Raw genomic sequence first — 26,043 nt, 5'->3', positions numbered from 1 at the left:
AAGCGCTTTTGCGGGTTCTTTGCCGGGGAAATCCGGTGCGCCGCCGGTGATAGGCGCAATGGGGTTACTAGCTTCGGGTGTGGCCGTACGAGGCGTCTTCGGGGGAAGCGTGGGCGACACGGGCACAACATCATTCTTGGAGCAGGCCAGGGCCGAGCCGACTCTGACCCCGGCGAAGGGGCTGCGGAGGTTCCTGGCCAAGGATCCGCTGGAGTCCGATCTGGGCCGGCGAAGATTCCGACTCAGAGCTGGAGCTTCTCGAACTGTCTTCACCAACGCCGAAAAATCCTACGTTTTCGGCTTCAATGCGGTGATGTCGAGAGAAGTAGAGAAGGTCGAGGAGATCCCGGACGAGCAGCGGCCCTTCGGCTACGAGGGGGCGGCGGCCGCCTGCACCATGCTCGACCTGCTCACGCTGACTCGGGGCCGGCGCCTTCACGAGCTACTGGCCGGCCCCGCCCAGCACCACCGGCACGCCGCGTACCTCGGTGTCGGCCGCGGGTACGCGCTGCTGCGCCTGCGGCCCGTACGCGGCGCACGGCGGGCCCACTCGCTGCTGCGATGGCTGGCGGTGGACGGGTTCGGGTTCCAGTGGAGCCTGGCCAGGGCCGATCGGATGGTGGGCGAGCGGACGATGCCCGATCTGCTCACCAGGGCCCACTGCGCCGTGTTCGACCAGGGGCTGGGGCGGCTGCTCTGGTACCACGACTGCGCCTCGCCCGACGACGTCGCCGCCAGGATCGCGGGTTATCCGGCCGTACGGCGCGGTGACCTGTGGAGCGGGATCGGGTTCGCGGCGGCGTACACGGGCGGGGCCGAGGCCGACGAGCTGTGGTGGCTGACCGAGCACGCGGGGGCCGACGGGTTCCGCGCCCATCTGGCGCAGGGGTGCGCGTTCGCCGTGGCCGCCCGGCTGCGGTCGGGGGCGCTGCCGGATCACGCGGCGCAGGCCGTGCCGATCCTGGCGGGCGCCGAGCCGGAGGAGGCGGCCTCCTGGACCGACCGGGCGCTCATAGCGCTCGGGCACGAAGCGCGCACGCACGAGGACTTCCGCAGCTGGCAGTCCCAGACCCGCCACTCCTGGACCCGCCGCCACCGCGCCTAGGCCGCACCCTCCGAGTCAGATCCCCGGGCCCACGCGTTCCAGTACGCGGAGCGACCCCTCCGCCGACACCTCGTTGAACGCCCCGGACTCCAGCGCCCGCCGGTAGATCCGGTACGGCGCCTGCCCGCCGTCGGCGGGGTCGGGGTAGACGTCGTGGAAGACCAGCCCCCCTCCCGCCGTCACATGCGGCGCCCAGCCCTCGTAGTCGCGGGTGACCGGCTCCTCGGAGTGGCCGCCGTCGATGAACAGCATGCCCAGCGGCGTGTTCCAGAGCCGGGCCACCTGCTCCGACCTGCCGACGACGGCGATCACCTCGTCCTCCAGCCCGGCCGCGGCGATCGTGGCCCGGAAGGTCGGCAGCGAGTCCATCTTCCCGAACCGGAGGTCGATCAGGGTCGGGTCGTGGTGCGCCCACCCGGGCTGGATCTCCTCCGATCCGCGGTGGTGGTCCACGGTGACGACCACGGAACCGGCCTGCCTGGCGGCCGCCCCGAGGTAGACCGCGGACTTGCCGCAGTAGGTGCCGATCTCGCAGATGGGCCCGACCTTGCCGTACCGGCAGGCCGCGTCGTACAGGGCCAGCCCTTCGTTGGTCGGCATGAATCCCTTGGCATGCTTCGCTGCGTAGAGCAGCTCTGACGGCATGGTCATAGGAGGTCACACTAGCCGAACCGAATAACATTCCAGGGACCCCTTGCAGCCCTGTTCTGGAACCTGTTCTACTTGGCACGTGAATCAGCGCGCTCGCATCGCGATGTCGGACGACGACGTCACGGCCTTCCTGGAGAGCTCACGCAAGCTGCAGCTGGCGACCATCAACCCGGACGGCACGCCGCACCTGGTGACCATGTTCTACGGTCTGGACGCGGGGCGGATCGCCTTCTGGACCTACGGCAAGGCGCAGAAGGCCCGCAACCTGGCCCGCGACCCCCGGGTGAGCTGCCTCATCGAGGCCGGCGACGACTACAACGAGCTACGCGGCATCCTGCTCTACGGCAAGGCCGAGCGGATCGACGACCGGGATCACGTCATGGCCATCGGCATGACGGTCGCCCGCAGGATGACCCCGGGCGTACCGGACGAGATGCTCCGCCCGTACGTCGGGCAGACCGGGCTCAAGCGGGTTGCGTACGTCGTCGAGCGCACCAAAGTGGTCTCATGGGACCACAGGAGGCTCACATGAAAGTCAAGGTGGACGAGCTGGTCTGCGAGGCCAACGCGGTGTGCATGGGGCTCGCGCCGGAAGTGTTCGAGGTGGACGACGACGACCAGCTGCACATCCTTCTTCCAGAACCACCCCCCGAGCTACAGGACCGAGTCCGCCACGCGGTGAGGTCCTGCCCCAAAGCCGCCCTATCCATCGAGGAATAGCCCTCGAGGACAAGCCGTCGAGCCAGGAGGAGGAACCCCACATGCGCGCCGCAATCCTGCACGCCGTAGGCAACGACAAGCTCGAGATCCGTGACGACGTCACCCTGACGCCGGTCGGACCCACGGACGTACGCGTCCGGATCAGAGCCACCGGCGTCTGCCACTCGGACCTGTCGGCCATGTCCGGCGTGCTGCCGCAGCCCGTGCCGCTCATCCCGGGCCACGAGGGCTCGGGTGAGGTGGTCGAGGTGGGCGAGCACGTCACCTCCGTCCAGCCGGGCGACCACGTGGTGATCAACTGGCGGCCGTCCTGCCAGGAGTGCGACCTGTGCCTGGGCGGCCAGCCGTACCTGTGCATGAAGTACGTGATCGAGGGCTTCACCAAGGGCAACTTCCGGTTCGGCGGCGACGGGGCGACGGCGTACGGGATGGCGGGCTGCGGCACGTGGGCCGAGGAGATCATCGTGCCCTGGCAGGGCGCGATCAAGATCGACGCGGAGGTGCCGTGGGAGGCGGCGGCCCTGATCGGCTGCGGCATCACGACCGGCGTGGGCGCCGCGATCAACACCGCGAAGGTACGCCCGGGCTCCACGGTCGCGGTGATCGGCTGCGGCGGAGTCGGACTGTCGGTCATCCAGGGCGCCCGCCTCTCCGGCGCCAGGGTGATCCTCGCGGTGGACCCGCTGGAGTCCAAGCACGAGCTGGCCAAGAAGGTCGGGGCGACGCACGCGGTCACGCCCGAGGGGGTGCCGGAGGCGCTCGGCGAGCTCACCGGCGGCGCCGGCTTCGACTACGGCTTCGAGGTGGTCGGCAAGTCGGCCACCATCCAGAGCGCGTGGCAGATCACGCGGGCCGGCGGCGACGTCATCGTGGTCGGCGCGGGCGCCATGGACGACATGGTGTCGATCTCGGCGTTCAGCCTGCTGTTCGAGGGCAAGAACCTGCTGTCCAGCCTGTACGGCGAGGCGGACGTGCGCCACGACTTCCCCTACTTCGCCAAGCTCTACAAGGCCGGCACCCTGGACCTCGAATCGATGATCAGCGCCCGCATCCGCCTCGGCGACCTGAACGACGCGGTCCAGGCGCTGCGGAGCGGCGAGGTCCTCCGCCAGATCGTCCTCATGGACTGACCGCCCCTGAGCCGATTCCCGGGCCGCACGCGCGGCCCGGGAGGGGACGACTCGGTGGGTTACGTCGTGGAGAAGGCCGCGTCGAAGGCGGTGGCGGGCGGGGTGATGGAGTTGAGCTTGCGGATGTAGCCCAGCGCCTCCCGAGCCCCGTCCAGCCGGTCCATCCCCGCGTCCTCCCACTCGATCGAGATCGGCCCTTCGTACCCGATCGAGTTCAGGGCACGGAAGCAGTCCTCCCACGGCACGTCACCGCGCCCGGTCGAGACGAAGTCCCAGCCGCGCCGCATGTCCGCCCACGGCAGGTGCGAGGACAGGCGGCCCTTGCGGCCGTCGCCCACGCGCATGCGCGTGTCCTTGCAGTCCACGTGGTAGATCCGGTCCTTGAAGTCCAGGATGAACCCCACCGGGTCCAGGTCCTGCCAGACCATGTGCGACGGGTCCCAGTTGAGCCCGAAGGCGAGCCGGTGGTCGATGGCCTCCAGGGTCCGGACGGTCGTGTAGTAGTCGTAGGCGATCTCGCTCGGGTGGACCTCGTGCGCGAAGCGGACGCCGACCTCGTCGAAGACGTCGAGGATGGGGTTCCAGCGGTCGGCGAAGTCCTGGTAGCCGGCGTCGATCGCCGAGGCGGGCACCGGCGGGAACATGGCGACCGTGTGCCAGATCGACGAGCCGGTGAAGCCCACGACCGTGTCCACGCCCAGCAGCGAGGCCGCCCGCGCGGTGTTCTTCATCTCCTCGGCGGCGGCCTGGCGTACCGACTCGGGGTCGCCCTCGCCCCAGATGCGGGCCGGCAGGATGGCCTTGTGGCGCTCGTCGATGGGGTGGTCGCAGACGGCCTGGCCGACCAGGTGGTTGGAGATGGTCCACACCTTGAGGCCGTGCTTGTCGAGCTGGGCGCGCTTCTGCTCCACGTACGACGGGTCCGCCATGGCCTGGGCGACGTCGAAGTGGTCGCCGGAGCAGGCGATCTCGAGCCCGTCGTAGCCCCATTCGGCCGCCAGCCGGCACACCTCCTCGAACGGCAGGTCGGCCCACTGTCCGGTGAACAGCGTGACTGGTCGCATGTGTCAATCCTCCACGTTCGTGTAGCGGCTGCCGTCAGCCGCACTGCGCTCGACCGCCTCCAGCACCCGTTGCACCCGCAGCCCGTCGGCGAACGACGGCGAAGGGTCGGTTCCGGCGGCGATCGCCTCCAGGAAGTCCTTGATCTCGTGGGTGAAGGTGTGCTCGTAGCCGAGTCCGTGCCCGGGCGGCCACCAGGCGCCCACGTACGGATGATCGGGCTCGGTGACCAGGATCCGCTCGAAGCCGCCGCCGCCGGCGCTGAACCACAGCTCGTTCATGGCCTCGAAGTCGAACGCCAGGCTGCCGAGCTGACCGTTGATCTCGATGCGCATGGCGTTCTTGCGACCGGTGGCGAAGCGCGTGGCCTCGAACGACGCCACCGCCCCGCCCGACATCCGGCCGAAGAACAGCGCGGCGTCGTCGACCGTGACCTCGCCTGTCGCGTCCATACGCGAGGCGCCGAGACCGGCCGACTCGCCCGCCAGGGGGCGCTGCTTGATGAAGGTCTCCGTCAGCCCCGACACACCGACGACGTGCTGCCCGGTGATGAACTCGGCCGCGTCCACGATGTGCGAGCCGATGTCGCCGAGCGCGCCGGCCCCGGCCTTGTCCTTCTGCAGCCGCCACACCAGCGGGAACTCCGGATCGACGATCCAGTCCTGCAGGTATTGGGCCCGCACGTGCCGGATCTCGCCGAGCCGGCCCTCCTCGACGTACCGGCGGGCGAGCGCGATCGCGGGCACCCGCCGGTAGTTGAAGGCCACCATGCTCCTGACCGAAGCCGGCGCGGCGGCCGCCGCCCGCACCATGGCCTCGGCCTCGGCGACGGTGGTGGCCAGCGGCTTCTCGCAGATCACGTGCTTGCCGGCGGCCAGCGCGGCGACGGCGATCTCGGCGTGCGAGTCACCGGGCGTGCAGATGTCGACGATCTGCACGTCGTCGCGCTTGACCAGCTCTCTCCAGTCCGTCTCGACGCCGGCCCAGCCGAGCTGCGCGGCGGCGGCCTCGGTGCGCTCCTTCGACCGGCCGGCGAGCACCGCCATGCGCGGCGCCAGCGGCAGGTCGAAGAAGGCGCCCACGCTGCGCCAGGCCTGGGAGTGGACGCGGCCCATGAACGCGTAGCCGACCATGCCCACGCCGATGGTGGTCTTGTCTGACATGCAACCCCCGATCAGGATTCGAAGCCGAGCGCCAGGTACTTCTCGACGTTATCCTTCGTAATGGTCTCGGATGCGAGCGTGATGGACTGAGGCACCTGGTTCTCCACCAGATCACTCATGCCCTTCCCCTGAGCGATCAGACGTGCGAGTTTGATCGCCGAGGAGGCCATCGTGGGGCTGTAGGTGACGGTCGCCTTCAGCACCGACGTGCCGGTCTGGATCTCCTTCATCGCGTTGAGCGAGCCCGCTCCGCCGACCATGATGAACTCGTCGCGGCTCGCCTCATTGATCGCGGCGAGCACGCCGACGCCCTGGTCGTCGTCGTGGTTCCAGAGCGCGTCGATCTTCTTGTGCGCCTGGAGCAACGACGTGGCCACCTGGTTGCCGGTCTCGACCGTGAACTTGGCGTCCTGCTTGGCCGTGACGCTGAACCCGTACGTCTTCAGCGCGTCGGCGAAGCCCTTGCTGCGATCCTGCGTCAGCGGCAGCGTGGCGATGCCCTGGATCTCGACGATCACCGGGTTCGCGACGCCCTTGTCCTTGAGCTGCTTGCCGATGAAGTGCCCGGCCGCGACCCCCATGCCGTAGTTGTCGCCGCCGACCCAGGTCCGGTACGCCAACTTGTCCGGAAATATCCGGTCAAGGTTGATGACCGGGATCCCCGCCTCCGTGGCCTGCAGCGCGACCTGGTTCAGCTGCTGGCCGTCGTTGGGCAGGATCACCAGCGCGTTCACCTTGGCCGCGATCAACGACTCGACGGCCGAGATCTGCTGATTGATGTCGTTCGTGGGCTCGACGGGCTTGAACTCGATGTCCGAATACTGCTTCGCGGTGCTCTCGGCGTTCTTGGCGATGGCCGCGATCCACCCGTGGTCGGCGGCCGGCGCCGAGAAGCCGATCACGACCTTCTCGCCCGGCTGGTCGTTCCCGCTGGCCGCGGGGGCCGGAGCGGGTGCCGCGGAGGTGGGCCCGGCCGCGGGCTCGTTGCTGGTGCAACCGGCCGCCAGGAGCACGGCCCCGCCGACGAGGAATCCTCTGCGCGCGACGTTCTCACTCATGGTGATCTCTCCTTCAGGTTCCGCCGCTGGAGAAGGACGGCGACGACGATGATCAGGCCCTTGGCGATCAGCTGGTCGCTGGTGTTGAGGCCGTTGAGGATGAACAGGTTCGTGATGAGGGTGAAGATCAGCAGGCCCAGGATCGAGCCCATGATCGTCCCCCGGCCCCCGGTGAGCAGCGTGCCGCCGATGATCACGGCGGCGATGGCGTCGAGCTCGTACAGGTCGCCGTGGGTGGACGAGCCCGTCGTGGTCCTGGCCATGATCAGAATGGCGGCGATGCCGCAGCACAGCCCGGACAGGGCGTAGAGCAGCATCGTGTGGCGGCGCACGTCGATGCCGGCCAGCCTGGCCGCCTCGGGGTTGCCCCCGACCGCGTACGTCCGCCGCCCGAACGTCGTGCGGTTGAGCACGATCCACCCCAGCACCACGACCAGGGCGAAGATGTAGACCAGCAGCGGGATGCCGAGCACCCGTGTGGTCGACAGGTTCACGATGGCGGAGTTGTCGGTCTGGATGAGCTGCGTCTTCCTGTCGGACATGCGCTGCGCCAGCCCGCGGGCGGCCACCAGCATGGCCAGCGTGGCGATGAACGGCACCAGCCGCCCGTACGCGATCAGCAGCCCGTTGACCAGCCCCGCCCCGGTGCCGACGAGGATCGCGCAGATCACCATCACCACCGGCCCGTACGACTGCGTGGCGAGCGTCGTCGCCCAGACCGAGGCCAGCGCCATGATCGCGCCCACCGACAGGTCGATCCCGCCGCCGATGATCACGAACGTGGCCCCGACCGTGATCACGCCGATCGTGGCGGCCAGGGACAGGATGCTGACGAAGTTGGAGGCGGTGGCGAAGTTCTCCGGCCTGGTGATCAGGCCGACGACCACCAGGAGCGCCAGCGCGCCCAGCAGGCCGAGATGCCGCATCTCCATGAAGCCCGTGCCGAGTCCGCGCATCGACAGTCCCGTCGCGACCGCTTTCTCCGCGGGCGGATGCGCGGATTTCGTGGGCTCGCTCATCACGCCGCCCTCCCATTCATGATCATGTCGAGTACGCGATGCTCGTCCAGCTCCGCGGCGTCGCCCTGGTGGATGACCGTCCCCTCGCGCAGCACCAGCACCCGGTCGGCCAGGCCGAGCACCTCGGGCACCTCGCTGGAGACCAGCAGCACGCCGATCCCCCGCTCGGCCAGGTCGCGGATGACCGCGTACAGCTCGGCCCTGGCGCCCACGTCCACGCCCCTGGTCGGCTCGTCGAGCAGGAGCAGCTTGCGGCCGCCGAGCAGCCAGCGGGCGAGCACGGCCTTCTGCTGGTTGCCGCCCGACAGGGTCCTGATCGGGCGTTCGGGGTCGGGCGGCCGGATGTCCAGCATTTCCGACAGCCGCCTGGCCTCGCTCCGCTCCCGCTTGCGGTCCAGCCAGCCGAACCTGGAGAAGCCCGGCAGGCTGCCCAGCGTGATGTTGACGGTGACGCTCTGGTCGAGGAGGAGCGCCTGGGCCTTGCGTTCCTCGGGGGCCAGGCCCATGCCGTGCCTGACGGTGCCGACGACGCCGCGGCGCACCGGCTTGCCGCCGAGCAGGACGCGGCCGGTGGCGGGGCGCGCGCCGTACACCGCCTCCAGGATCTCCGAGCGGCCCGAGCCGACGAGCCCCGCCAGCCCGACGATCTCGCCCGCCCGCACGGAGAACGAGACGCCGGCGAAGACCCCCGGGGAGGTCAGGCCCTCGACGCGGAGCACCTCCTCCCCCGGCGCGCGGTCCGCCTTGGGCGGGAAGACGTACTCGACGTTCCTGCCGGTCATGAGGGAGACGATCTGGGTGGTGGGGGTGTCGCGGGCGGACAGGCCGACGGCGACCGTGCGGCCGTCCTTCAGCACGGTGACCCGGTCGCCGATCTCGCGGATCTCCTCCAGGCGGTGGGAGATGTAGACCACGGCCACCCCGGCGGCGGTGAGCTCGCGGATGATGCGGAAGAGATTGGCGACCTCGTCGTGGGCGAGGGCGGCCGACGGCTCGTCCATGATGATCAGGCGGGCGTCGTGCGAGAGCGCCCTGGCCATCGACACGACCTGCTTGGCCGCCGGCGACAGCCGCCCGACCTCCGCCGATGGGCGGATCTCGGGATGGCCGAGCCGCTCCAGCACCTCGCGGGCGGCCTTCCTGGCGGCCGCCCGGTTCACGAAGCCCAGGCGGGCGTGCTCGTGGCCGAGGAAGATGTTCTCCGCCACGCTGAGCCCGTCGACCAGGTCCAGCTCCTGGTAGATGGTGGCGAAGCCGAGCTTGATGGCGTCGATCGGGCTGCTCGGCCGCACCTTCGCGCCGTTGAAGACGATGGTGCCCTCGTCCGGCTGGTGCACTCCGGCCAGCACCTTGATCAGGGTGGACTTGCCGGCGCCGTTCTGGCCGAGCAGGCAGTGCACCTCGCCTGCCCGCACGTCCAGGTCGACCCCGTCCAGCGCGCGCACACCGGGGAACTGCTTGACGATGCCCTTCATGACCAGCATCGGAGGTCCCTATCTTTTCAGGCGTTGACGATGCGGTTGATGTTGTCCGGTGACAGGTAGTGCTCGATGGCGAGGATCCCCGCCCCGAGCGCGGCCGCGTTGATCCCCGTACGGCTCGGCGTGATCGACAGGTGGTGCGTGGCCAGTGGGAGCGACCTGCGGTAGACCGTCTCCCTGATCCCGGCCAGCAGGTGCTCGTGCACCCGCGACAGCGCGCCGCCGATGACGATGACCTCGGGGTTGAAGAAGTTGACCAGGCTGGCCAGCACCTCGCCGATGAGCCGGCCCGCCTCTCTGACCAGCCGCAGCGCCTGCGTGTTGCCCGACTGCACGAGCGCCACGACGTCGGCGCCCGTCTCGGCCGGCAGGCCCAGCTCGCTCAGCCGCCGCGCGATCGCGGCGCCGCCGGCCACGGCCTCCAGGCACGCGCTGTTGCCGCACCGGCAGCCGGCGTCCTCGTGGCCGCTGACCCTGATGTGCCCGATGTCGCCCGCCGAGCCCTGGGCGCCCCGGTGCAGCTTGCCGTCGGCCACGATGCCGCAGCCGATGCCCGTGCCGACCTTGACGAACAGCAGGTGGCTGGCGCCGGAGAAGGCGTTGCGGTGCTCGCCCAGCGCCATCACGTTGACGTCGTTGTCGACCAGGACGTTGACGCCGTCGAAGTAGTCGGGGATGGGGTAGTCGTTCCAGCCCGGCATGATCGGCGGGTTGTTCGGCCGCCCGGTGGCGAACTCCACCGGCCCCGGCACCCCGATCCCTACCGCGCGCAACCCCGCCCGCGCCCGCTTCGCCGCGCCGAACAGCCGGTCGAGCCGCTCGTCCACGTGAGCGAGCACCTTCTCGGGGCCATCGCCGATCAGCAGCGGGTCCTCGCACTCGGCCAGCACATTGCCCGAGATGTCCATCAGCGCGACCCGGCAGTGCGTCGCGCCCAGGTCCACGCCCGCGAAGGCGTGGTCCTCGGTGTGCAGGCGCAGCTGGCGCGGCGGCCGGCCGCCGGTGGACTCGCCGCTCTCGGTCTCCTCGACCAGGCCGCGCTCGATCAGCGCGTCCACCCGCTGGGAGATGGTGGACCTGGCCAGGCCCGTGAGCTTGGCGAGATCAGAACGGGTCGTCGCCGAACCAGCGCTGATCAACGTCAGCACGTCCGCGGCCGAGCCCGGCTGGGGGGTCATGCCGCGACAATAAGATCACTGATGCGGCAAATCAAGAGTGAGAATCGACCAAACTCCGCCAACTTCCGCCGAAGCTCGAACAAAGACCGGCTTCGCACCCCATTCCCCGACATTTCGGGACCCGTCCCGTACACACCAATGCCGGCCCCGCCACAAGCGGGGACCGGCACGATGGGCGAAGGCCTAGAGCATCGCCTTCATCGAGTCGCCGGCCGTGAGCACGTACGGCTGCTCGGCCATGACCGACTCCCAGTTGTCCGCGATCGCCTCGGGCGTGATGTCGTCGTTCTTCCAGCCCGGCCCCTCGGCCACGAAGACCCGCGCCACCCGGCCGCCCCCGACGGTGAACACCTCGCCGCTGACCTCGCACGACTCGTGCACCAGGTACGCCACCAGCGCGCTCACCCGCTCCGGCGTGAACTTGGCCTCGAACTCGGCCGGCAGCAGCGACTCCGTCATCCTGGTCCAGGCGACGGGCGCGATGGCGTTGGCCTTGATGCCGTTGCGGGCACCCTCGATGCCGAGCGTCTTGGTGAGCCCGACCAGCCCCATCTTGGCGGTGGAGTAGTTGGCCTGCCCGAAGTTGCCGAACAGCCCCGCCGGGCTGGAGGTGTTGACCACGCGCCCGTAGCCGGCCGCCTTCATGATCGGGTATGCGGCCTGGCTGACCAGGTACGACCCGCGCACGTGCACGGCCATGACCGCGTCGAACTCCTCGACCGCCATCTTCCCGAACGACTTGTCCCGCAGGATGCCCGCGTTGTTGACGATGATGTCGACCTTGCCGAACGCGTCCACCGCGGCCTGCACGATGGCCCTGGCGCCCTCGGGCGTGGCGACGTTGTCGGCGTTGGCGATGGCCTGCCCGCCGTTCTTCGTGATGAGCTCGGCCACGTCCGCGGCGGGTCCCGTGGAGGCTCCCGTGCCGTCGAGCGCGCCCCCGAGGTCGTTGACGACGACCTTGGCGCCCCGCTCGGCCAGCAGGAGCGCGTGCGACCTGCCGAGGCCGTGCCCGGCCCCCGTGATGATCGCGACCCTGTCATCGAACCGAAGCATCGAACCTCCAGCGCAGGAGAACAACGTTCTAGTACGAGTACCATAACCTGGACGCCTCAGGGGGCGGGATACCTCCCTCATGGGGCGGGGCGCCACAGCTCCGGGTCGCCAGGGACCCGCACCACCCGGCCCTTCGCCGCGAGCCAGGTCAGGTGCGCCAGCGTCTCGTTGTTGGCCGCGCGCCGCATGAACGGCGGAATCGTCTCCCACGGCCGCGACCAGGACAGCCGGGTGGCCAGGTCCCAGCAGGTGACACCCCCGGAGGCGGCGACGACCCGCTCGATCTCGGCCAGCCGCTCGTCGTGGTGCGCCAGCACGTGGTCGACCCGCTCGGCCAGCTCCAGGAACCGGTACTCGTGCGCGGGCAGAACCTCATCGACGTCCAGCTTCCGCACGGTGGCCAGCGCGTCGAGATAGTCGGCGAGCGGGTTCGGCCTGGACTGGGGGTGCACGGCCACGATCGGCGTGATCTTGGCCAGCACGTGGTCGCCGGAGAACAGCAGCCTGCGCCCGGGCGAGACGAAGCACAGGTGGCCGGGCGAGTGGCCGGGAGTCCAGACGGCCCGCAGATCCCAGCCGGGCAGGCCGAGCTCCTCGCCGTCCTCCACCAGCCGGTCGGGCCTGGCCATGGCGACCATGTGCCTGATCATCATCGATGCGCCGGCCAGCTCGTCCACCGTCAGCGGCGGCACCCCGCAGCGGGCCAGCAGCGCACGTTCCCGCTCGACCAGGGAGTCGATGGCGCTGTCGTCGTAGCGCTCGTGGACCAGGCGCGCGTCGGCCGGGTGCAGGGCGATCCAGGCGCCGGACATCTCGCGGACGCGCCCGGCCAGGCCGTAGTGGTCGGGGTGGATGTGGGTGACGAGCACGCCCTTGACGTCTGTGATCGCGTATCCGGCCACGGCCAGGCCCGCGACGAGCGCGTCGTACGCCTCGTCGGTGTTCCAGCCGGCGTCGACGATCGCCACGCCGCCGGGCAACTCCAGGACGTAGACCAGCACGTACCGGAGGGGGTTGATCGGGATCGGCACCGGGACCGACCACAGTCCCGGGCGTACCCGCTCGACGTCCGGGATCGCCCCGCCGACCCACGCGTCCCGCTGTGCCTCGCTGGCAGGGGTCACCACGAATTTCACCATGGGCCCGAATATAGTTCTGTATCCGAATCATGTTCTACTAGGACCATGAAGCTGAGCCGCGAGATCTCAGACGATGGCCGCTTCGTCCGGCAGCCGAACCGCTTCACGGAACGGCTCGGCCCTCCCGAACCCGGCCGGTACCGGGTCTATGCCTCCTACGCCTGCCCGTGGTCACAGCGCGTGCTGATCGTCCGTACGCTCCTGGGCCTGGAGGACCTGCTGGACGCCACGATCGTCGACCCCATCCGGGACGAGAAGGGCTGGCGCGTCCCCGGCGGCGACCCGGAGTACTTGTCGGAGCTCTACCACGCGACCGACCCCGGCTACGCGGGCCGCTACACCGTTCCCTGCGTCTGGGACCCCAGGGAGAAGCGGATCGTCACCAACGACTTCCCGCAGATCACCCTCGATCTGGAGACGTCATGGGGCACGTCGCCCCATCTCTATCCGGAACGTCTGCGCCCCGACATCGACATCATGAACGACCGCCTCTATCACGGCCTCAACAACGCGGTCTACGAGGCGGGCTTCTCCCGCGACCAGCAGGTGTACGAGGAGGCGGTGGCGCGGGTCTTCACCACCCTCGACTTCCTCGAGGTACGCCTGGCCGAGTCGGAGTTCCTCTTCGACACCCTCACCGACAGCGACGTGCGCCTCTACGTGACCCTGGCCAGGTTCGACTCCGTCTACTACGCGCACTTCAAGTGCTCGGTCAGGCGGCTGATCGACTATCCGGCGCTGTGGGCGTACGCGCGCAGGCTGTACGCCATCCCGGCCTTCCGCGAGACCACCGACTTCGACGAGATCAAGCGTCACTACTACATCACCCAGACGAACATCAATCCGAGCCGGATCGTGCCGGTAGGGCCTGAGCTGGACTGGAGACTGTAGCCGCGGGCATCCGCACGAACAGCAGGGCCGAGGCCAGCATCATCGTCGCGGCGACCGCCCAGGCGGGGGCGACGCCCGCGTGAGCGGCCAGCGTGCCGAGCGTCAGGTTGGCCAGGATCCCGCCGGACTGCAGCGACAGCGAGCTCGTCGAGGTCACGGTCGTGCGCTCGGCTGCCGTGACCGCTTTGTGCGTCATCTCCAGGCACAGCAGGCCGGTCACGGAGCCGCCGACGAACAGCACGACGTAGGCCACCCCGGCGGTCAGCAGCCCGGCGGCGCCGCCGAGCCCGGCCGTCGCGGCCAATGCGCCGACCGAGAGCGCGGTCAGCGCGGATCCCGCGATCGCCCCTCTGGGCGAGCCGCCGGCCAGCCGGGCCACGCGGGGCGCGAGCGTGCTGCCCGTGGCGCTGCCGGCGAACCCCAGCGCGGCGACGGCGGCGTACGCCATGCTGCCCCGCTCGGCCGTGCCGGCCAGCTCGGCCAGGCGGCCCGGGGTGAGCAGCTCGATGGACACCAGCACCACGCCGGAGCTCGCCGCCGCCGCCATCAGGCGGCGCAGCGCGGGACCGCCGACCGCCAACCGCACACCAGAGGCGACCGTGGCGGGCACTTCGCGCAGCACGCTCGCGAGAGACCTGCGGGCGTGCGCGCCCTCGGGCGCCACAGCGGCCGGCGACCTGCGGACCTGCTCAGGCGACGCGCCGACCGGTGATCTGCGGAAGCGCCCCGGCTCGGGCAACGCGAGCAGCACCACGACCAGCAGGACCGCCGCCGCCAGCGAGCCCAGCAGGCTCGGTGCCGCCAGTGGGAACATCAGACTGGGCGGCACCACGAGCGGCAGACCGCCGCCTGCCAGCACGCCGACGCACAGCGACACCGACTCCATGGCGCCGCCGCGGGCCAGCCCCGGCTTGAGGTCGGCTTCGTGGCCCTCGATCCGGTGCAGCGTGTCGACGTACCAGGAGGTGGCGGGCCCGCTGGACAGCGCCCTGGCCACGCCCTTCAGCACGCCGCTCACCAGGAACATCCAGAACGTCGTGGACACGCTCATCAGCGCGAGCCCCGCCGTGAGGAACGCGGCGGAGGCGGCCAGCACCACGCGCCGCCCCACGACGTCGGCCAGGCCGCCGGTGGGCAGCTCCAGGACGACGGTGACGATCGAGAACACCGTCACCACCAAGCCGACCTGGGCCAGACTGAGACCTCTCTCGGTCAGCAGCAGCACCATGGAGGTCATCATGAGCCCGACGGGCAGCCACGTCAGGAAGCTGACGAGCATGTAGCGGCGTAAGGCGGAGCGAGCGGTCATCAATCCTCCTGTGATGTTCGCGGCACGGCACCCATCCAGACGTGGACCTTCCTGGCGTCGGGATCGCCGGCGTAGCGGGCGCTGAGCTCGTGCACCAGCTCCTCGGCCTTGTCCTTGAACTCGCGCAGCGCGGCGGGGGGCAGCGTGAGGATGTGGTCGCTCATCCCGGCCACGTCCACCCAGTCGCGGGGCCAGTCGGCGAGGTCGAACGCCTCCATCACCCGCCCGACCATCTCGACCTGCCGCAAGTGAATGATCTTGACCGCCTCGCGCCCCTCGGCGGTCGCGGACATCTCGACGGCGTCCCACGAGGTGTAGCGGTGGCGGGGCCGCCAGCGGCGCTCGCGGCCGTCGCGCTGCTCGGCGTCCTCCTCGATGAAGCCGTACTTGAACAGCTCGCGCAGGTGGTAGCTGGTCGAGCCGGAGCTCTCGCCGACCTTGCGGCCCAGCTCGCTCGCGGTGGCCGGGCCGTCGGTGCGCAGCAGGCCGAGCAGGCGCACCCGCAGCGGGTGGGCGACCGCCTTCAGCACCTGGGGATCACTGATCTTGTATTGCTCCTCCATGCGGCCCAGGATAGATCGCAAAGACAATTTTGCAAAGACAATTCTGCGATATCCGCTCGTAAACTGGGCGGATGCTTGATGACATCTGGGTGGACGACGCCGTCTTCGAACTACGACCGGACTTCGCGGTGCTGCTCATGACCGCGCACGGCCTGCGCAACGGGCCCACCGACGACCGGTCCAGGGCCTGGCTGGCGGCGGCCTCCGGGCCGGAGACGCAGACCGCGAAGATCGACGCGTGGAAGGACGCCTACCGCGCGTTCGGGGCCAAGCCGCAGCGGACCAGGCCCTCGGTCGACGCCCTCACCCGCAGGATGCCGCTGCCGGAGATCAACCGGGCCGTGGACGCGTACAACTCGATCAGCGTGAAGCACGCGCTGCCGATCGGCGGGGAGGACCTCGACCACTACACCGGCCCGGCGCGGCTGGTCAGGGCGGCCGGCGACGAGGCGTCGGAGGAGGCGCTCGGGCAGCCGGAGCCCGGCGAGGTGATCTGGCGCGACGACATCGGCGTCACCTGCCGCAGGTGGAACTGGCGTCAGGTGGCGCGCACCCGGCTCACCGAGGAGACGACGAACGCGATCTTCATCCTGGAGCGGCTGGAGCCGATGTCTCTGGAGGAGCTGAAGGAGGCCGGCGAGGAGCTCGCCGATCTTCTGTCCGAGTTGTCACCAGAGGTACGGATCGTTAGCAGACTGGTGCCTGGCGGGAAATAAACCTCTCTTCCTGGCGTTGATACCAAACAGTAATAATTACGGCACCACCCGGATTGACAAGGGGGGCGTGACCTCTTTGCGCGGTCCTGAGACGATCGTTCGAGGCGGCGCGGGCTCCCCGGTGCACGCTGCCAGTTCGGGCGAGTAGCCTTGGACAGGTTCTCTAACATCAACGCCGGTATGCGGAAGAGGGCGATTTCCGCCGTGTCGTCTGAGTCGTCGCGGACAAACCCGCTGGCAAGCTTCGGTCAGAACGAGTGGCTTGTCGACGAGCTGTACCAGAAGTACCTCCAGGATCCCGAGTCTGTGGACAAGGCCTGGTGGAACTTCTTCGCTGACTACAACCCTGATTATGGACCGGGTCGAACCCCGGTACGGGAGGCGGCGAACGGCACTGTGACCGCCCCCGCCCCCTCCCCGGCGCCACCCAAGGCGCCACCCGCGGCCGAGAAGCCGAAGCAGCCGGCCACTCCGGTGCCCAAGGGCGCCGAAGAGGTCAAGCTGCGCGGCGCCGCGGCCCGCACAGCAGCCAACATGGACCTGTCACTGTCGGTTCCGACGGCGACGAGCGTCCGGGCCATCCCGGCCAAGCTGCTCATCGACAACCGCATTGTGATCAACAACCACCTCAAGAGGGGCCGCGGCGGCAAGGTCTCCTTCACGCACCTGATCGGTTTCGCGATCGTCAAGGCGTTGAAGGCCATGCCGGAGATGAACTACTCCTACACGGAGGTCGACGGCAAGCCGACGCTGGTCAAGCCGGAGCACATCGGCTTCGGCCTGGCGATCGACGTACAGAAGAGCAACGGCGAGCGCCAGCTCCTCGTGCCCTCCATCAAGGGCGCGGAGGAGATGGACTTCCGGCAGTTCTGGATGGCGTACGAAGAGGTCGTGCGCAAGGCCCGGGGCGGCAAGCTGGGCGTCGACGACTTCCAGGGCACCACGATCTCGCTGACCAACCCGGGAACGATCGGCACCGTGCACTCCGTGCCGCGGCTGATGCCCGGCCAGGGCACGATCATCGGCGTCGGCGCGATGGAATACCCGGCCGAATACCAGGGCGCCGCCCCCGACACCCTGTCGCGGCTGGCCGTTTCCAAGGTCATGACGCTGACCAGCACCTACGACCACCGGATCATCCAGGGCGCCCAGTCGGGCGACTTCCTGCGCCAGATCCACCGGCTGCTGCTCGGCGAGGGCGGCTTCTACGACGAGATCTTCGAGGCACTGCGGATCCCGTACGAGCCGGTCCGCTGGGTCCAGGACATCTCGACCTCGCACGACGACGACGTGGCCAAGTCCGCTCGCGTGCTGGAGCTGATCCACGCCTACCGGGTGCGCGGCCACCTCATGGCCGAGACCGACCCGCTGGAGTACAAGCAGCGCAAGCACCCCGACCTCGACATCCAGTCGCACGGTCTGACGCTGTGGGACCTGGAGCGGGAGTTCGCCACCGGCGGTTTCGGCGGGCGCCCGCTGATGAAGCTGCGCGAGATCCTGGGCGTGCTGCGCGACTCCTACTGCCGCACGGTCGGCATCGAATACATGCACATCCAGAACCCCGAGGAGCGGGCCTGGATCCAGGCGCGGGTGGAGAAGGCGCATGCCTCGCCCGAGCGCGACGAGCAGCTCAACATCCTGTCGAGGCTCAACACCGCCGAGGCGTTCGAGACGTTCCTGCAGACGAAGTTCGTCGGCCAGAAGCGCTTCTCGCTGGAGGGCGGCGAGTCCCTGATCCCGCTGCTCGACTCGGTGCTCAGCGACGCCGCCGACGAGGGCCTGGACGAGGTCGTCATGGGCATGGCCCACCGCGGCCGGCTCAACGTGCTGGCCAACATCGTGGGCAAGTCGTACGCCCAGATCTTCGGCGAGTTCGAGGGCAACATCGACCCGCGCACGGCGCACGGCTCGGGTGACGTGAAGTACCACCTCGGCGCGACGGGCATGTTCACCGCGCCGAGCGGCAACACGATCACCGCGTCCGTGGTCGCCAACCCCTCCCACCTGGAGGCGGTCGACCCGGTGCTCGAGGGCGTCGTCCGCGCCAAGCAGGACCTCCTGGAGCGCGGTGAGGAGGGCTTCACCGTCCTGCCCGTCCTCATCCACGGCGACGCCGCCTTCGCCGGCCAGGGCGTCGTGGCCGAGACGCTCAACCTGTCGCAGCTGCGCGGCTACCGCACCGGCGGCACCGTGCACGTGGTGGTCAACAACCAGGTCGGCTTCACGACCTCGCCCGCCTCGTCCCGGTCGTCGGTCTACGCCACCGACGTGGCCCGGATGATCCAGGCTCCGATCTTCCACGTCAACGGCGACGACCCCGAGGCCGTGGTGCGCGTCGGACAGCTCGCCTACGAATACCGCCAGGCGTTCCGCAAGGACGTGGTCATCGACCTCATCTGCTACCGCCGCCGCGGTCACAACGAGGGCGACAACCCGGCCTTCACCCAGCCGCTGATGTACGACCTGATCGACGCCAAGCGCTCGACCCGCAAGCTCTACACCGAGGCGCTGATCGGCCGGGGCGACATCACGGTCGAGGAGGCCGAGTCGGCGCTGCGCGACTACCAGGCCAAGCTGGAGCAGGCGTTCACCGAGACCCGCGAGGCGGCCAAGAAGCCGGCGGAGGCCCGCGCCATGCGGGTGCCACCGGCGGAGGTCGTCAAGTGGTCGCACGACGACACGCCGACGGCGATCACGCACGAGACGCTCAAGCGGATCGTCGACACCCAGCTCAACCTGCCCGAGGGCTTCACGCCGCACCCGCGCCTGGCGCCGGTGCTGCAGCGCCGCGGGCATATGGTCGAGCAGGACGCGATCGACTGGGCGATGGGCGAGACGCTGGCGTTCGGGGCGCTGCTGCTGGACGGCCACCCGGTGCGGCTCGTCGGCCAGGACTCGCGGCGCGGCACGTTCACGCAGCGCCACGCCGTCCTGGTGGACCGGATGACCGGCGCCGACCACACGCCGCTCAAGACCTTCAACGAGGGCACCACGAAGTTCTACGTCTACGACTCGCTGCTCAGCGAGTTCGCGGCGCTCGGCTTCGAGTACGGCTACAGCGTCGTGCGCCCGGACGCCCTGGTCGCCTGGGAGGCGCAGTTCGGCGACTTCGTCAACGGTGCCCAGACGATCATCGACGAGTTCATCTCGTCGGGCGAGCAGAAGTGGGGCCAGAGGTCCTCGGTCGTGCTGCTGCTGCCGCACGGCTTCGAGGGCCAGGGGCCCGACCACTCCTCGGCCCGCATCGAGCGGTTCCTGCAGGTCTGCGCGCTCGACAACATGACGGTCGCGCAGCCCACCACGCCGGCCAACTATTTCCACCTGCTGCGCTGGCAGGTGGCGTCGGAGCGGCACAAGCCGATGGTGGTCTTCACGCCGAAGTGGCTGTTGCGGCACAAGGCGGCGACGTCCAAGTCGTCCGACTTCACCTCGGGCACCTTCCAGCCGGTCCTCGGTGACACCACCGTCGACCCGGCCAAGGTGACCAAGGTCGTCCTCTGCTCCGGCAAGCTCTACTACGAGCTGGCCGCGCAGCGTGACAAGTCGGGCCGCGACGACGTCGCGATCGCCCGGATGGAGCGGCTCTACCCGTTCCCGGGCGAGGAGCTGGCCGCCGAGCTGGCGCGCTACGGCTCGCAGGTCGAGCTGGTCTGGGCCCAGGACGAGCCGGTCAACATGGGGCCGTGGCCTTACCTGGCGCTGAAGCTGGCCGAGGACCCGCAGACGCTGGGCGGCCGGACGCTGCGCCGGGTGTCGCGCAGGCCCAACAGCTCGCCGGCTACGGGTTCGCACAACGCGCACGACACCGAGCTGGAGGAGATCCTCCACCAGTTGTTCGCCTGACAGATCGGCCACCTACCGGAATTGGCAGTCGCTAGCACCTAGCGGCTGCCAATTTTGGTACGCGGGGCCGGGACACCGCTCCGCGAGCTGGAGCATCGCGGTCTACTGACTAAAGTCAGGCGAGGGCGCGCCGATGCCTGGGATCCGGCCGGCGATCTCGCCTGACGACTTCGTGGGGATCGAGCCGCATGGCTCCGTACTGACTGGATGGAGAGCGATGTACTTCACCGATCGGGGGATCGAGGAGCTGGTCGAGCGGCGGGGCGAGGAGGAGGTCAGCCTGCTGTGGCTGGGTGAGCGGCTGCGCGAGTTCGTGGACCTCAACCCCGAGTTCGAGACCCCCATCGAGCGGCTCGCCACCTGGCTGGCACGCCTCGACGACGAGGACGACGACGACTAGCCAAGGCACGCTCTTCCGCTAATCGCGATACATCTTGAGTTTTCGATAAACGCGACATATCGTGTTTTGTGTAGAGACGTATCGCCTGGAGGGCGGGGATCATGCAGCAGTGGACGATCGAGTCACCGGAACAGCTGACGTTCGGCCCAGTGGAGTCGCTCGACGTGCGGATCGTCGCCGGGCGGCTGGACGTGCTCGCGAGTGAGGGTCCACCCACCTTGGAAGTGGCCGAGATCGAGACGGCCTCGCCGCTGATGGTCGCCTACGACGAGGACACCGGGGAGCTCTCCGTCGCGTACAAGGACCTCACCTGGGACGGCCTGCTCGGCTGGCTGCGCCGCGACCGGCGCAGGACGGTCCTGACGATCACCGTCCCCAAGAGCTGCCGCGTCAACGCAGGAGTGGTCTCCGCGCCCGCCGTGGTGGCCGGGTTCGAGCGGGCCACCCAGGTCAGGAGCGTGTCCGCGGAGATCGTGCTCGACGGCGTCAGCGGCGACGTCAGCGCCACGACCGTCTCGGGCGCCGTGGAGAGCCGGGCGATGGACGGCGACCTGGCGTTCAAGAGCGTCTCGGGAGACCTGACCGTGGCCGACGGCAAGCCGCGCCGGCTGAAGGCGAACACGGTCTCCGGCCGGATCACCGCCGACCTGGCGCTGCGGCCCACGGGTCACGTGACGCTCAACAGCGTCTCCGGTGACATCCTGGTCAGGCTGCCGGAGAACGTGGATACGGACGTCAGCGTCAGATCCACCTCCGGCAGGCTGGTCAGCACGTTCGATGAACTGTCCAACACGAGCGGCCCGGGCACGAAGTCGCTGTCGGGGCGGCTGGGTGGCGGCATGGCCTCGCTGTCCGCGATCACGGTCTCCGGCGAGGTCGCGCTGCTCAAGGGAGAGAAGGAATGAGTCCTGTATTCGGTCACGGCCGGCTCCGGCTGTACCTGCTCAAGTTGCTGGAGGAGAGCCCCCGCCACGGATACGAGGTCATCCGGCTGCTCCAGGACCGCTTCCTCGGCGTCTACTCGCCCTCTCCCGGCACGATCTACCCGCGCCTGGCCCGCCTGGAGGAGGAGGGCCTGGTGACGCACGAGGTGATCGAGGGCAAGAAGGTGTTCTCGATCACCGACAAAGGCCGCGAGGAGCTGAACGCCCGCCTCGACGAGCTCGACGACCTCGAGCAGGAGATCTCCGCCTCAGTACGCGACATCGCCCGCGAGGTCAAGGAGGACGTCCGCGACACGGTCAAGTCCCTGCGCGACGAGCTGACGCGGATGGCCAAGGACGTGCGCACCGGGGCCCGCGACGACACCAAGCGGCTCAGGGATCAGCAGAAGGAGGACCTCAAGCGGCTGCGGGAGCAGCAGAAGCGGCAGTGGATGGAGCACGCCTTCGAGTGGCAGGGGGAGGGCGAGCGGCTGGCCGAGGAGTGGCGCAGGATCTGGACGCAGATCTGGTCCACGCTCGGGGGCGTGCCGCCGAGCCGCGCCGACCTCGACGCGGAGCTGGGCGAGCTGCTGGCCGACTTCGTGGGCCAGGCGCGGCAGGAGGCGTCGGAGGCCCGGCTCACGCCGGAGAAGCTGGCCGAGCTCCGTACGGCACTCGACGACGCGAGCCGCCGCATCCGCGACATCCTGGAGCCCTGACCGAACCCATCGCTCTTCGGGCCTCGACGCTCCATCACTGCTCGGACCTCGACCCGATCGGCCCTCGAGCCCCGGGCCGATCGACGCCCTCCGAGCCGTGAACCCGCCCCGCCGTTGACGGCTATGGCAGTGGTGACGGCTATGCGGAGCGGAGCTGTCGCTCCAGGCGGCGGGAGGTCCGCGCGGCCTTGCGGGCCTGATAGGCGATGGGCATGTAGCGCAGGCGTTCGGGCAGGCGCGGTGTCAGCATCGCCACCGCGTGCCCGAGATGCCGCAGCCGCCGCTCCTCCCGGGCCGTCCACCGCAGCCCCAGCTTCCTGCGTACGGCAGGCGGCAGGGTGCCGACGGTCACGAAGTGGTTGAACTCCCCCGACCCCACCCCCACCGGCGTCCACAGCCGGCGCAGCGGCCTGGGGAGCCCCGGCGGCGCCGGGGTGCCGCGCAGCACCGACAGCACGTCCAGGGCGGTCGGATGTGCCTCCAGCCCGTTGGCCACCATGTCGTCGAAGTATCGCCAGAACGCCTCCAGGTCGGCGGGCATCTCCCGTTCGGGCACCTTCAGGATGGCGCCGAGCTGCAGCGACTCGGCGTACAGGCGCCGCTCCTGCTCGACGGTGAGCGGCGTGCCGAAGTAACGGTTGAGCGCGATGAAGCGCTCGAACAGCGACAGGTGCACCCACGCCCACGCCTGGCCGTTCAGCGCGTGGTACGGCCTGCCGTGCTCGTCGATGCCGCTGATGGGCTCGTGCATCCGCCGGAGCCGCTCACCCTCGGCCGGCCCGTCGGCGTACACCCATTTCTGGACGGAGGAGAGCGTGCGGTTGAGCCGCCCCCACGGGTCGGCCTTGAACGTCGAGTGCTCGGCGACGGCCGCGCCGACCGCCGGGTGCATGGTCTGGAGGACCAGCGCGCTGCCGGCCACCAGCAGGTTGCGATATTCGCCCGCGGTGTCCCAGTGCATCGAACCCGGGCCGAAGGGCTCAATGTCCATCATGACGGCCTCCCGGTTGATACAACCTCACTTCACATCTATCACCCAGGAGGCCCAGAAGTAACCCTTCACTTATTCAGGGGATAAAGACAATTTTTCCGAAAATATCCCCTTCTGCCATGGCGGCGAACCCGTCCCGGGCGTCCGCCAGCGGCAGCGCCCGGTAGATCTCCGGCCGCAGGCCGGTCTGCTCCAGGAAGATGGCCAGGCGCTGGAGCTGGTCGCGGGTCCCCATGGTGCAGCCGACGACGGACAGTTGCAGGAAGAAGACCCGGTTGAGGTCGGCGGGCGGGACCGCGCCGCTGGTGGCGCCGCTGACGACGATGCGCCCGCCGGGCTTGAGTGACTTGAGCGAGTGGTCCCAGGTGGCCTGGCCGACGGTCTCCATGACCGCGTCCACCCGCTCCGGCAGCCGCGCGCCCGTCTCGAATACCTGGTCGGCGCCGAGCCGCCGGGCCCGTTCGCGCTTGGCCTCCGAGCGGCTGGTCGCCCAGACCCGGTAGCCGCCGGCCCGGCCGAGCGCGATAAGCGCGGTGGCGACTCCCCCGCCGGCGCCCTGCACCAGCACGGTCGAGCCCGGCTGGAGGCCGGCCTTGTCGAACAGCATGCGGTAGGCGGTCAGCCACGCCGTCGGCAGGCAGGCGGCCTCCTCGAAGCTGAGCGCGGCCGGCTTGGGCACGAGGTTGCGGCGCGGCACGGCCACGCGCTCGGCGAACGTGCCGTCGTACACCTCCGACAGGAGCGAGCGCTTGGGATCGAGGGTCTCGTCCGCGCCCGTGCCGATCACGGCGTGCACGATGACCTCGTTACCGTCCTCGTCCACTCCCGCGGCGTCGCAGCCGAGCACGATCGGCAGCCGGTCCTGCCTGATGCCGACGCCCTTGAGCGTCCACAGGTCGTGGTGGTTGAGCGCGGCCGCCCGCACGGAGACGGTCGTCCATCCGTCCGGCGCCTTCGGCTCCGGGCGCTCGCCGAGCGTCAGCCCGGCGAGTGGGTTGTCGGGGTCGGTCTGTGTGGCGGTTACGGCGAACATGGCCGCACCTTACTAACCCGACGGGCATTCAGTCCTTCAGCGTGATCCGGATTCCCTGGATCGCCTGCTTCCTGAACCGCTCCTGCCCCGTGACGGCGACCTGCACGTCTCCCCGGCACACCGACTCGGCGGGTCGCCCGCGCCCGTCGATCACGAAAGGCATCCTGGCCTTCTTCTCGCATTGGGGGGTGGGCACGAGCGCGACCATGTCCCGCCCGCCACCGCCGAACCACAGCTGCGGCCCGACCGGATCGCCCTGCGCGGTGTCACCAGGCCCGGCCAGCCGCACCCTTCCGCCGGCCGACAACACCAGATAGCCGTCCTTGGTCTGCCTTCCCTTCAGCTTCTGCGCGACGGCCAGCCGCTGGTCGAACGTCAGCCCCCGGCCCCGGTCGTACATCGCCAGCCGCCAGTCCTCGAACGCGAACAGCAGCACCTGCCCGAGCGAGCCGCTGCCCGCCTGGCGCGGCCAGAGCGTGACGTTGGGGGCGTAGTTCCTGATCGGCTCGCCGCCCCGGGTGATCTCGATCTCACCGTTGTACGGCGCCACGAACTGCCGGTAGATCCCGTCGATCCACGCCCCCTGGAACGGCCGCGATCCCATCCCGGCCAGCTTCAGCTCGGCCGGGTAGCGCACCACGGCCCGCACGCCGTGCGGGAACACCACCTCGAGGACCTCGTCATCGCCCCTGGTCGTGGGCGAGATCAGCAGGATGTTCGAGGGGCTGTCGATCGTGGTCAGGGACCTGATCGGCTCGGGGGTGGGCAGCGGCTCCGGCCGCGGCTCGGGCTCTCTGCTGGCGACCAGGCCCACGATGGGAACCAGCAGGACCGCGGCCGCCACCACCAGCCCGATCCACCGGCGGCGGCCGCGCGGGCCTGCCTCGATGACGTCGAACTGGTCAGCCACCGGCGTTCCTTGCCGAGTAGTGCGGCTTGCGCCCTCGCCGTCAAGTTCAGTTGAGCGGCGACCGCCAGCGCAAGCCCTCGAACCTGGCGAAATCCTTGTCGCAGGTCACGAATTCACAACCGTGCTCAATGGCGAGTGCGGCGAGGTAGGCGTCGGGGATGAGCTTTCTTCGGGCGTTCGTCTGACGGCAGAGTTTCCTGAAGATCTCCCAGTGCCGCTCGCCGGGGTTGACGAGTACGGCGTGCGGCTGGTTGCGCACCTGATCAACGTAGTCGAGGATTTGCTCCATGGCCGGAGGGTCGTCATAGAGGGCCTCGACGCTGAGGACTCGGACGACCCCGTTTATCACGTAGTCGGTGACCGCGTAGGCCGAGTCGCCGTTGATCAGCTCGTCAACCAGCTTGTGGCAGGCGACGTGACCGGGGGCCTCCTTGCGGAAGGCGTTGATGAGGACATTGATGTCACTGAGCAGCATCGGCCTGCACCTTCAAGTAGCGCTCGATGTCGTCCTGCTCGATCAGGCGGTAGATGAACTCCGGCGTGAGTTCGATTCCCGGCTTGAGCCGGCTTCCAGAGGTGACCAGTTCCACGCGGGGCCGCTCGGCCGCCTCCGTGGCTCGGTTGAGCAGTTGTCGCAAGGCATCCTCCATCACTGAGTTGAGACTGCGTCCGTTTCGCGCCGCGTACGCCTTCGCCTCGTTGAGGAGCTGCTCATCGATGCGTACCGTTGTCCTCCGCATGACTCCAGCGTCCGCGCGTGACATAAAAATGTCAACACCGGAGCGTAGTCGAACGGTCACAAGCTTTGCAGCTACTTTACGTCACCACTCCGCCACGTTGGCCTTCCCGTCGCTCGTCAGCCGGACAGACTCCCCTACCAGCTCCCGAGATTCCGCATCCGCCAGCAGCTCCGCCCGCTGCACCACCGCATGCGCCCGCCCCCCATCAGGCAGATCCACCACGAGGATCCCCCTCTCGGCGCC

Annotated in this window: 26 protein-coding genes; 10 read left to right on the top strand and 16 right to left on the bottom strand. The window is 69.3% G+C overall.

Features of this window, described 5'->3' with window-relative positions; translation table 11 throughout:
* The first annotated feature begins 58 nt into the window (after nt 1-58).
* Entirely contained in the window at nt 59-1,105 is a 1,047-nt protein-coding gene (locus EJK15_RS44370) for a DUF1702 family protein (protein ID WP_138716484.1), read from the top strand.
* 15 nt (nt 1,106-1,120) lie between these two features.
* Here the strand turns inward: EJK15_RS44370 and EJK15_RS44365 are convergent, their stop codons facing one another.
* Nucleotides 1,121-1,750 (bottom strand): class I SAM-dependent methyltransferase, encoded by a 630-nt coding sequence (locus EJK15_RS44365; RefSeq protein ID WP_138716491.1) that lies wholly within the window; start codon nt 1,748-1,750, stop codon nt 1,121-1,123.
* 85 nt (nt 1,751-1,835) lie between these two features.
* Between EJK15_RS44365 and EJK15_RS44360 the strand changes: the two genes are divergently transcribed.
* From EJK15_RS44360 to EJK15_RS44350, 3 genes are read left to right on the top strand one after another with little or no spacing between them, the layout of a single operon-like run.
* Nucleotides 1,836-2,288, top strand: coding sequence for a pyridoxamine 5'-phosphate oxidase family protein (locus tag EJK15_RS44360; RefSeq protein ID WP_138716483.1), 453 nt, complete (start codon nt 1,836-1,838; stop codon nt 2,286-2,288).
* On the top strand, nt 2,285-2,476 hold the full coding sequence (locus EJK15_RS44355) for a ferredoxin (protein ID WP_138716482.1): 192 nt from the start codon (nt 2,285-2,287) through the stop codon (nt 2,474-2,476). Before EJK15_RS44360 ends, EJK15_RS44355 begins: the two co-directional genes overlap by 4 nt.
* 41 nt (nt 2,477-2,517) lie before the next feature.
* Complete coding sequence (locus tag EJK15_RS44350; RefSeq protein ID WP_138716481.1) at nt 2,518-3,606, top strand: Zn-dependent alcohol dehydrogenase; 1,089 nt, start codon at nt 2,518-2,520, stop codon at nt 3,604-3,606.
* Between the two features lie 59 nt (nt 3,607-3,665).
* Here EJK15_RS44350 and EJK15_RS44345 read toward each other — a convergent pair whose 3' ends face one another.
* From EJK15_RS44345 to EJK15_RS44310, 8 genes are all read right to left on the bottom strand, one after another.
* Nucleotides 3,666-4,670, bottom strand: coding sequence for a sugar phosphate isomerase/epimerase family protein (locus EJK15_RS44345; RefSeq protein ID WP_138716480.1), 1,005 nt, complete (start codon nt 4,668-4,670; stop codon nt 3,666-3,668).
* 3 nt (nt 4,671-4,673) lie between these two features.
* Nucleotides 4,674-5,831: a Gfo/Idh/MocA family protein gene (locus tag EJK15_RS44340; RefSeq protein WP_138716479.1), complete on the bottom strand. Its 1,158-nt coding sequence runs from the start codon at nt 5,829-5,831 to the stop codon at nt 4,674-4,676.
* A gap of 11 nt (nt 5,832-5,842) precedes the next feature.
* Nucleotides 5,843-6,889, bottom strand: a complete 1,047-nt coding sequence (locus EJK15_RS44335; RefSeq protein ID WP_138716478.1) for a substrate-binding domain-containing protein — start codon at nt 6,887-6,889, stop codon at nt 5,843-5,845.
* The gene (locus EJK15_RS44330; protein ID WP_240777602.1) at nt 6,886-7,908 is read right to left on the bottom strand and encodes an ABC transporter permease; all 1,023 of its coding nucleotides are present in this window, start codon (nt 7,906-7,908) and stop codon (nt 6,886-6,888) included. The genes EJK15_RS44335 and EJK15_RS44330 overlap by 4 nt, the downstream gene beginning before the upstream one ends.
* Nucleotides 7,908-9,392 (bottom strand): sugar ABC transporter ATP-binding protein, encoded by a 1,485-nt coding sequence (locus EJK15_RS44325; protein ID WP_138716477.1) that lies wholly within the window; start codon nt 9,390-9,392, stop codon nt 7,908-7,910. The genes EJK15_RS44330 and EJK15_RS44325 overlap by 1 nt, the downstream gene beginning before the upstream one ends.
* A gap of 17 nt (nt 9,393-9,409) precedes the next feature.
* On the bottom strand, nt 9,410-10,567 hold the full coding sequence (locus EJK15_RS44320; RefSeq protein WP_138716476.1) for an ROK family transcriptional regulator: 1,158 nt from the start codon (nt 10,565-10,567) through the stop codon (nt 9,410-9,412).
* A 183-nt stretch (nt 10,568-10,750) separates the two neighbouring features.
* A complete protein-coding gene (locus tag EJK15_RS44315; RefSeq protein WP_138716475.1) occupies nt 10,751-11,623 on the bottom strand; it encodes an SDR family oxidoreductase in 873 nt (290 codons plus the stop codon).
* A gap of 77 nt (nt 11,624-11,700) precedes the next feature.
* Nucleotides 11,701-12,762, bottom strand: coding sequence for an MBL fold metallo-hydrolase (locus EJK15_RS44310; RefSeq protein WP_138716474.1), 1,062 nt, complete (start codon nt 12,760-12,762; stop codon nt 11,701-11,703).
* Nucleotides 12,763-12,807: 45 nt separating this feature from the next.
* Between EJK15_RS44310 and EJK15_RS44305 the strand changes: the two genes are divergently transcribed.
* Complete coding sequence (locus EJK15_RS44305) at nt 12,808-13,653, top strand: glutathione S-transferase family protein (protein WP_138716473.1); 846 nt, start codon at nt 12,808-12,810, stop codon at nt 13,651-13,653.
* Here EJK15_RS44305 and EJK15_RS44300 read toward each other — a convergent pair.
* Both EJK15_RS44300 and EJK15_RS44295 read right to left on the bottom strand, forming a co-directional pair.
* Nucleotides 13,601-14,962 carry an MFS transporter gene (locus tag EJK15_RS44300; protein ID WP_138716472.1) on the bottom strand — a complete coding sequence of 454 codons (1,362 nt, stop codon included), beginning with the start codon at nt 14,960-14,962 and terminating at the stop codon, nt 13,601-13,603. The genes EJK15_RS44305 and EJK15_RS44300 overlap by 53 nt on opposite strands.
* Entirely contained in the window at nt 14,962-15,525 is a 564-nt protein-coding gene (locus EJK15_RS44295; RefSeq protein WP_138716471.1) for a winged helix-turn-helix domain-containing protein, read from the bottom strand. The genes EJK15_RS44300 and EJK15_RS44295 overlap by 1 nt, the downstream gene beginning before the upstream one ends.
* 71 nt (nt 15,526-15,596) lie before the next feature.
* Here EJK15_RS44295 and EJK15_RS44290 point away from each other — a divergent pair, with 71 nt between their 5' ends.
* From EJK15_RS44290 to EJK15_RS44270, 5 genes are all read left to right on the top strand, one after another.
* The gene (locus tag EJK15_RS44290) at nt 15,597-16,241 is read left to right on the top strand and encodes a B3/B4 domain-containing protein (protein ID WP_138716470.1); all 645 of its coding nucleotides are present in this window, start codon (nt 15,597-15,599) and stop codon (nt 16,239-16,241) included.
* Nucleotides 16,242-16,445: 204 nt separating this feature from the next.
* Nucleotides 16,446-20,084, top strand: a complete 3,639-nt coding sequence (locus tag EJK15_RS44285) for a multifunctional oxoglutarate decarboxylase/oxoglutarate dehydrogenase thiamine pyrophosphate-binding subunit/dihydrolipoyllysine-residue succinyltransferase subunit (RefSeq protein WP_138716469.1) — start codon at nt 16,446-16,448, stop codon at nt 20,082-20,084.
* A gap of 217 nt (nt 20,085-20,301) precedes the next feature.
* On the top strand, nt 20,302-20,484 hold the full coding sequence (locus tag EJK15_RS44280) for a DUF6104 family protein (protein WP_138716468.1): 183 nt from the start codon (nt 20,302-20,304) through the stop codon (nt 20,482-20,484).
* Nucleotides 20,485-20,585: 101 nt separating this feature from the next.
* Nucleotides 20,586-21,389: a DUF4097 family beta strand repeat-containing protein gene (locus EJK15_RS44275; RefSeq protein WP_138716467.1), complete on the top strand. Its 804-nt coding sequence runs from the start codon at nt 20,586-20,588 to the stop codon at nt 21,387-21,389.
* On the top strand, nt 21,386-22,126 hold the full coding sequence (locus tag EJK15_RS44270; protein WP_138716466.1) for a PadR family transcriptional regulator: 741 nt from the start codon (nt 21,386-21,388) through the stop codon (nt 22,124-22,126). The genes EJK15_RS44275 and EJK15_RS44270 overlap by 4 nt, the downstream gene beginning before the upstream one ends.
* Before the next feature lie 139 nt (nt 22,127-22,265).
* Here the strand turns inward: EJK15_RS44270 and EJK15_RS44265 are convergent, their stop codons facing one another.
* The 5 genes from EJK15_RS44265 to EJK15_RS44245 all read right to left on the bottom strand — a co-directional run bounded on the left by EJK15_RS44265 (nt 22,266) and on the right by EJK15_RS44245 (nt 25,800).
* Nucleotides 22,266-23,120: an oxygenase MpaB family protein gene (locus EJK15_RS44265; protein WP_240777601.1), complete on the bottom strand. Its 855-nt coding sequence runs from the start codon at nt 23,118-23,120 to the stop codon at nt 22,266-22,268.
* Between the two features lie 73 nt (nt 23,121-23,193).
* On the bottom strand, nt 23,194-24,150 hold the full coding sequence (locus tag EJK15_RS44260) for a zinc-binding dehydrogenase (protein WP_138716465.1): 957 nt from the start codon (nt 24,148-24,150) through the stop codon (nt 23,194-23,196).
* A 28-nt stretch (nt 24,151-24,178) separates the two neighbouring features.
* Nucleotides 24,179-25,060 (bottom strand): hypothetical protein, encoded by an 882-nt coding sequence (locus EJK15_RS44255; protein ID WP_138716464.1) that lies wholly within the window; start codon nt 25,058-25,060, stop codon nt 24,179-24,181.
* 46 nt (nt 25,061-25,106) lie between these two features.
* Nucleotides 25,107-25,535 (bottom strand): type II toxin-antitoxin system VapC family toxin, encoded by a 429-nt coding sequence (locus tag EJK15_RS44250; RefSeq protein WP_138716463.1) that lies wholly within the window; start codon nt 25,533-25,535, stop codon nt 25,107-25,109.
* Nucleotides 25,522-25,800: a DUF6364 family protein gene (locus EJK15_RS44245; RefSeq protein WP_206061477.1), complete on the bottom strand. Its 279-nt coding sequence runs from the start codon at nt 25,798-25,800 to the stop codon at nt 25,522-25,524. The genes EJK15_RS44250 and EJK15_RS44245 overlap by 14 nt, the downstream gene beginning before the upstream one ends.
* Between the last annotated feature and the right edge of the window lie 243 nt (nt 25,801-26,043).

It is taken from the genome of Nonomuraea basaltis (genome assembly GCF_005893125.1).
GTDB lineage: Bacteria > Actinomycetota > Actinomycetes > Streptosporangiales > Streptosporangiaceae > Nonomuraea > Nonomuraea basaltis.
The sequence above is the reverse complement of the archived record's forward strand: the minus strand, read 5'-3'. Positions and strand labels throughout refer to the sequence as shown.

Excerpts from the sequence above, each read along its gene's own strand:
- EJK15_RS44325 (WP_138716477.1), bottom strand. The coding sequence starts at position 9,392 with ATGCTGGTCATGAAGGGCATCGTCAAGCAGTTCCCCGGTGTGCGCGCG.
- EJK15_RS44250 (WP_138716463.1), bottom strand. The coding sequence starts at position 25,535 with ATGCTGCTCAGTGACATCAATGTCCTCATCAACGCCTTCCGCAAGGAG.
- EJK15_RS44365 (WP_138716491.1), bottom strand. The coding sequence starts at position 1,750 with ATGCCGTCAGAGCTGCTCTACGCAGCGAAGCATGCCAAGGGATTCATG.
- EJK15_RS44260 (WP_138716465.1), bottom strand. The coding sequence starts at position 24,150 with ATGTTCGCCGTAACCGCCACACAGACCGACCCCGACAACCCACTCGCC.
- EJK15_RS44280 (WP_138716468.1), top strand. The coding sequence starts at position 20,302 with ATGTACTTCACCGATCGGGGGATCGAGGAGCTGGTCGAGCGGCGGGGC.
- EJK15_RS44295 (WP_138716471.1), bottom strand. The coding sequence starts at position 15,525 with ATGGAGGAGCAATACAAGATCAGTGATCCCCAGGTGCTGAAGGCGGTC.
- EJK15_RS44300 (WP_138716472.1), bottom strand. The coding sequence starts at position 14,962 with ATGACCGCTCGCTCCGCCTTACGCCGCTACATGCTCGTCAGCTTCCTG.
- EJK15_RS44330 (WP_240777602.1), bottom strand. The coding sequence starts at position 7,908 with ATGAGCGAGCCCACGAAATCCGCGCATCCGCCCGCGGAGAAAGCGGTC.
- EJK15_RS44275 (WP_138716467.1), top strand. The coding sequence starts at position 20,586 with ATGCAGCAGTGGACGATCGAGTCACCGGAACAGCTGACGTTCGGCCCA.
- EJK15_RS44370 (WP_138716484.1), top strand. The coding sequence starts at position 59 with ATGGGGTTACTAGCTTCGGGTGTGGCCGTACGAGGCGTCTTCGGGGGA.
- EJK15_RS44355 (WP_138716482.1), top strand. The coding sequence starts at position 2,285 with ATGAAAGTCAAGGTGGACGAGCTGGTCTGCGAGGCCAACGCGGTGTGC.
- EJK15_RS44265 (WP_240777601.1), bottom strand. The coding sequence starts at position 23,120 with ATGATGGACATTGAGCCCTTCGGCCCGGGTTCGATGCACTGGGACACC.
- EJK15_RS44335 (WP_138716478.1), bottom strand. The coding sequence starts at position 6,889 with ATGAGTGAGAACGTCGCGCGCAGAGGATTCCTCGTCGGCGGGGCCGTG.
- EJK15_RS44320 (WP_138716476.1), bottom strand. The coding sequence starts at position 10,567 with ATGACCCCCCAGCCGGGCTCGGCCGCGGACGTGCTGACGTTGATCAGC.
- EJK15_RS44340 (WP_138716479.1), bottom strand. The coding sequence starts at position 5,831 with ATGTCAGACAAGACCACCATCGGCGTGGGCATGGTCGGCTACGCGTTC.
- EJK15_RS44350 (WP_138716481.1), top strand. The coding sequence starts at position 2,518 with ATGCGCGCCGCAATCCTGCACGCCGTAGGCAACGACAAGCTCGAGATC.
- EJK15_RS44315 (WP_138716475.1), bottom strand. The coding sequence starts at position 11,623 with ATGCTTCGGTTCGATGACAGGGTCGCGATCATCACGGGGGCCGGGCAC.
- EJK15_RS44345 (WP_138716480.1), bottom strand. The coding sequence starts at position 4,670 with ATGCGACCAGTCACGCTGTTCACCGGACAGTGGGCCGACCTGCCGTTC.
- EJK15_RS44310 (WP_138716474.1), bottom strand. The coding sequence starts at position 12,762 with ATGGTGAAATTCGTGGTGACCCCTGCCAGCGAGGCACAGCGGGACGCG.
- EJK15_RS44245 (WP_206061477.1), bottom strand. The coding sequence starts at position 25,800 with ATGCGGAGGACAACGGTACGCATCGATGAGCAGCTCCTCAACGAGGCG.
- EJK15_RS44305 (WP_138716473.1), top strand. The coding sequence starts at position 12,808 with ATGAAGCTGAGCCGCGAGATCTCAGACGATGGCCGCTTCGTCCGGCAG.
- EJK15_RS44290 (WP_138716470.1), top strand. The coding sequence starts at position 15,597 with ATGCTTGATGACATCTGGGTGGACGACGCCGTCTTCGAACTACGACCG.
- EJK15_RS44270 (WP_138716466.1), top strand. The coding sequence starts at position 21,386 with ATGAGTCCTGTATTCGGTCACGGCCGGCTCCGGCTGTACCTGCTCAAG.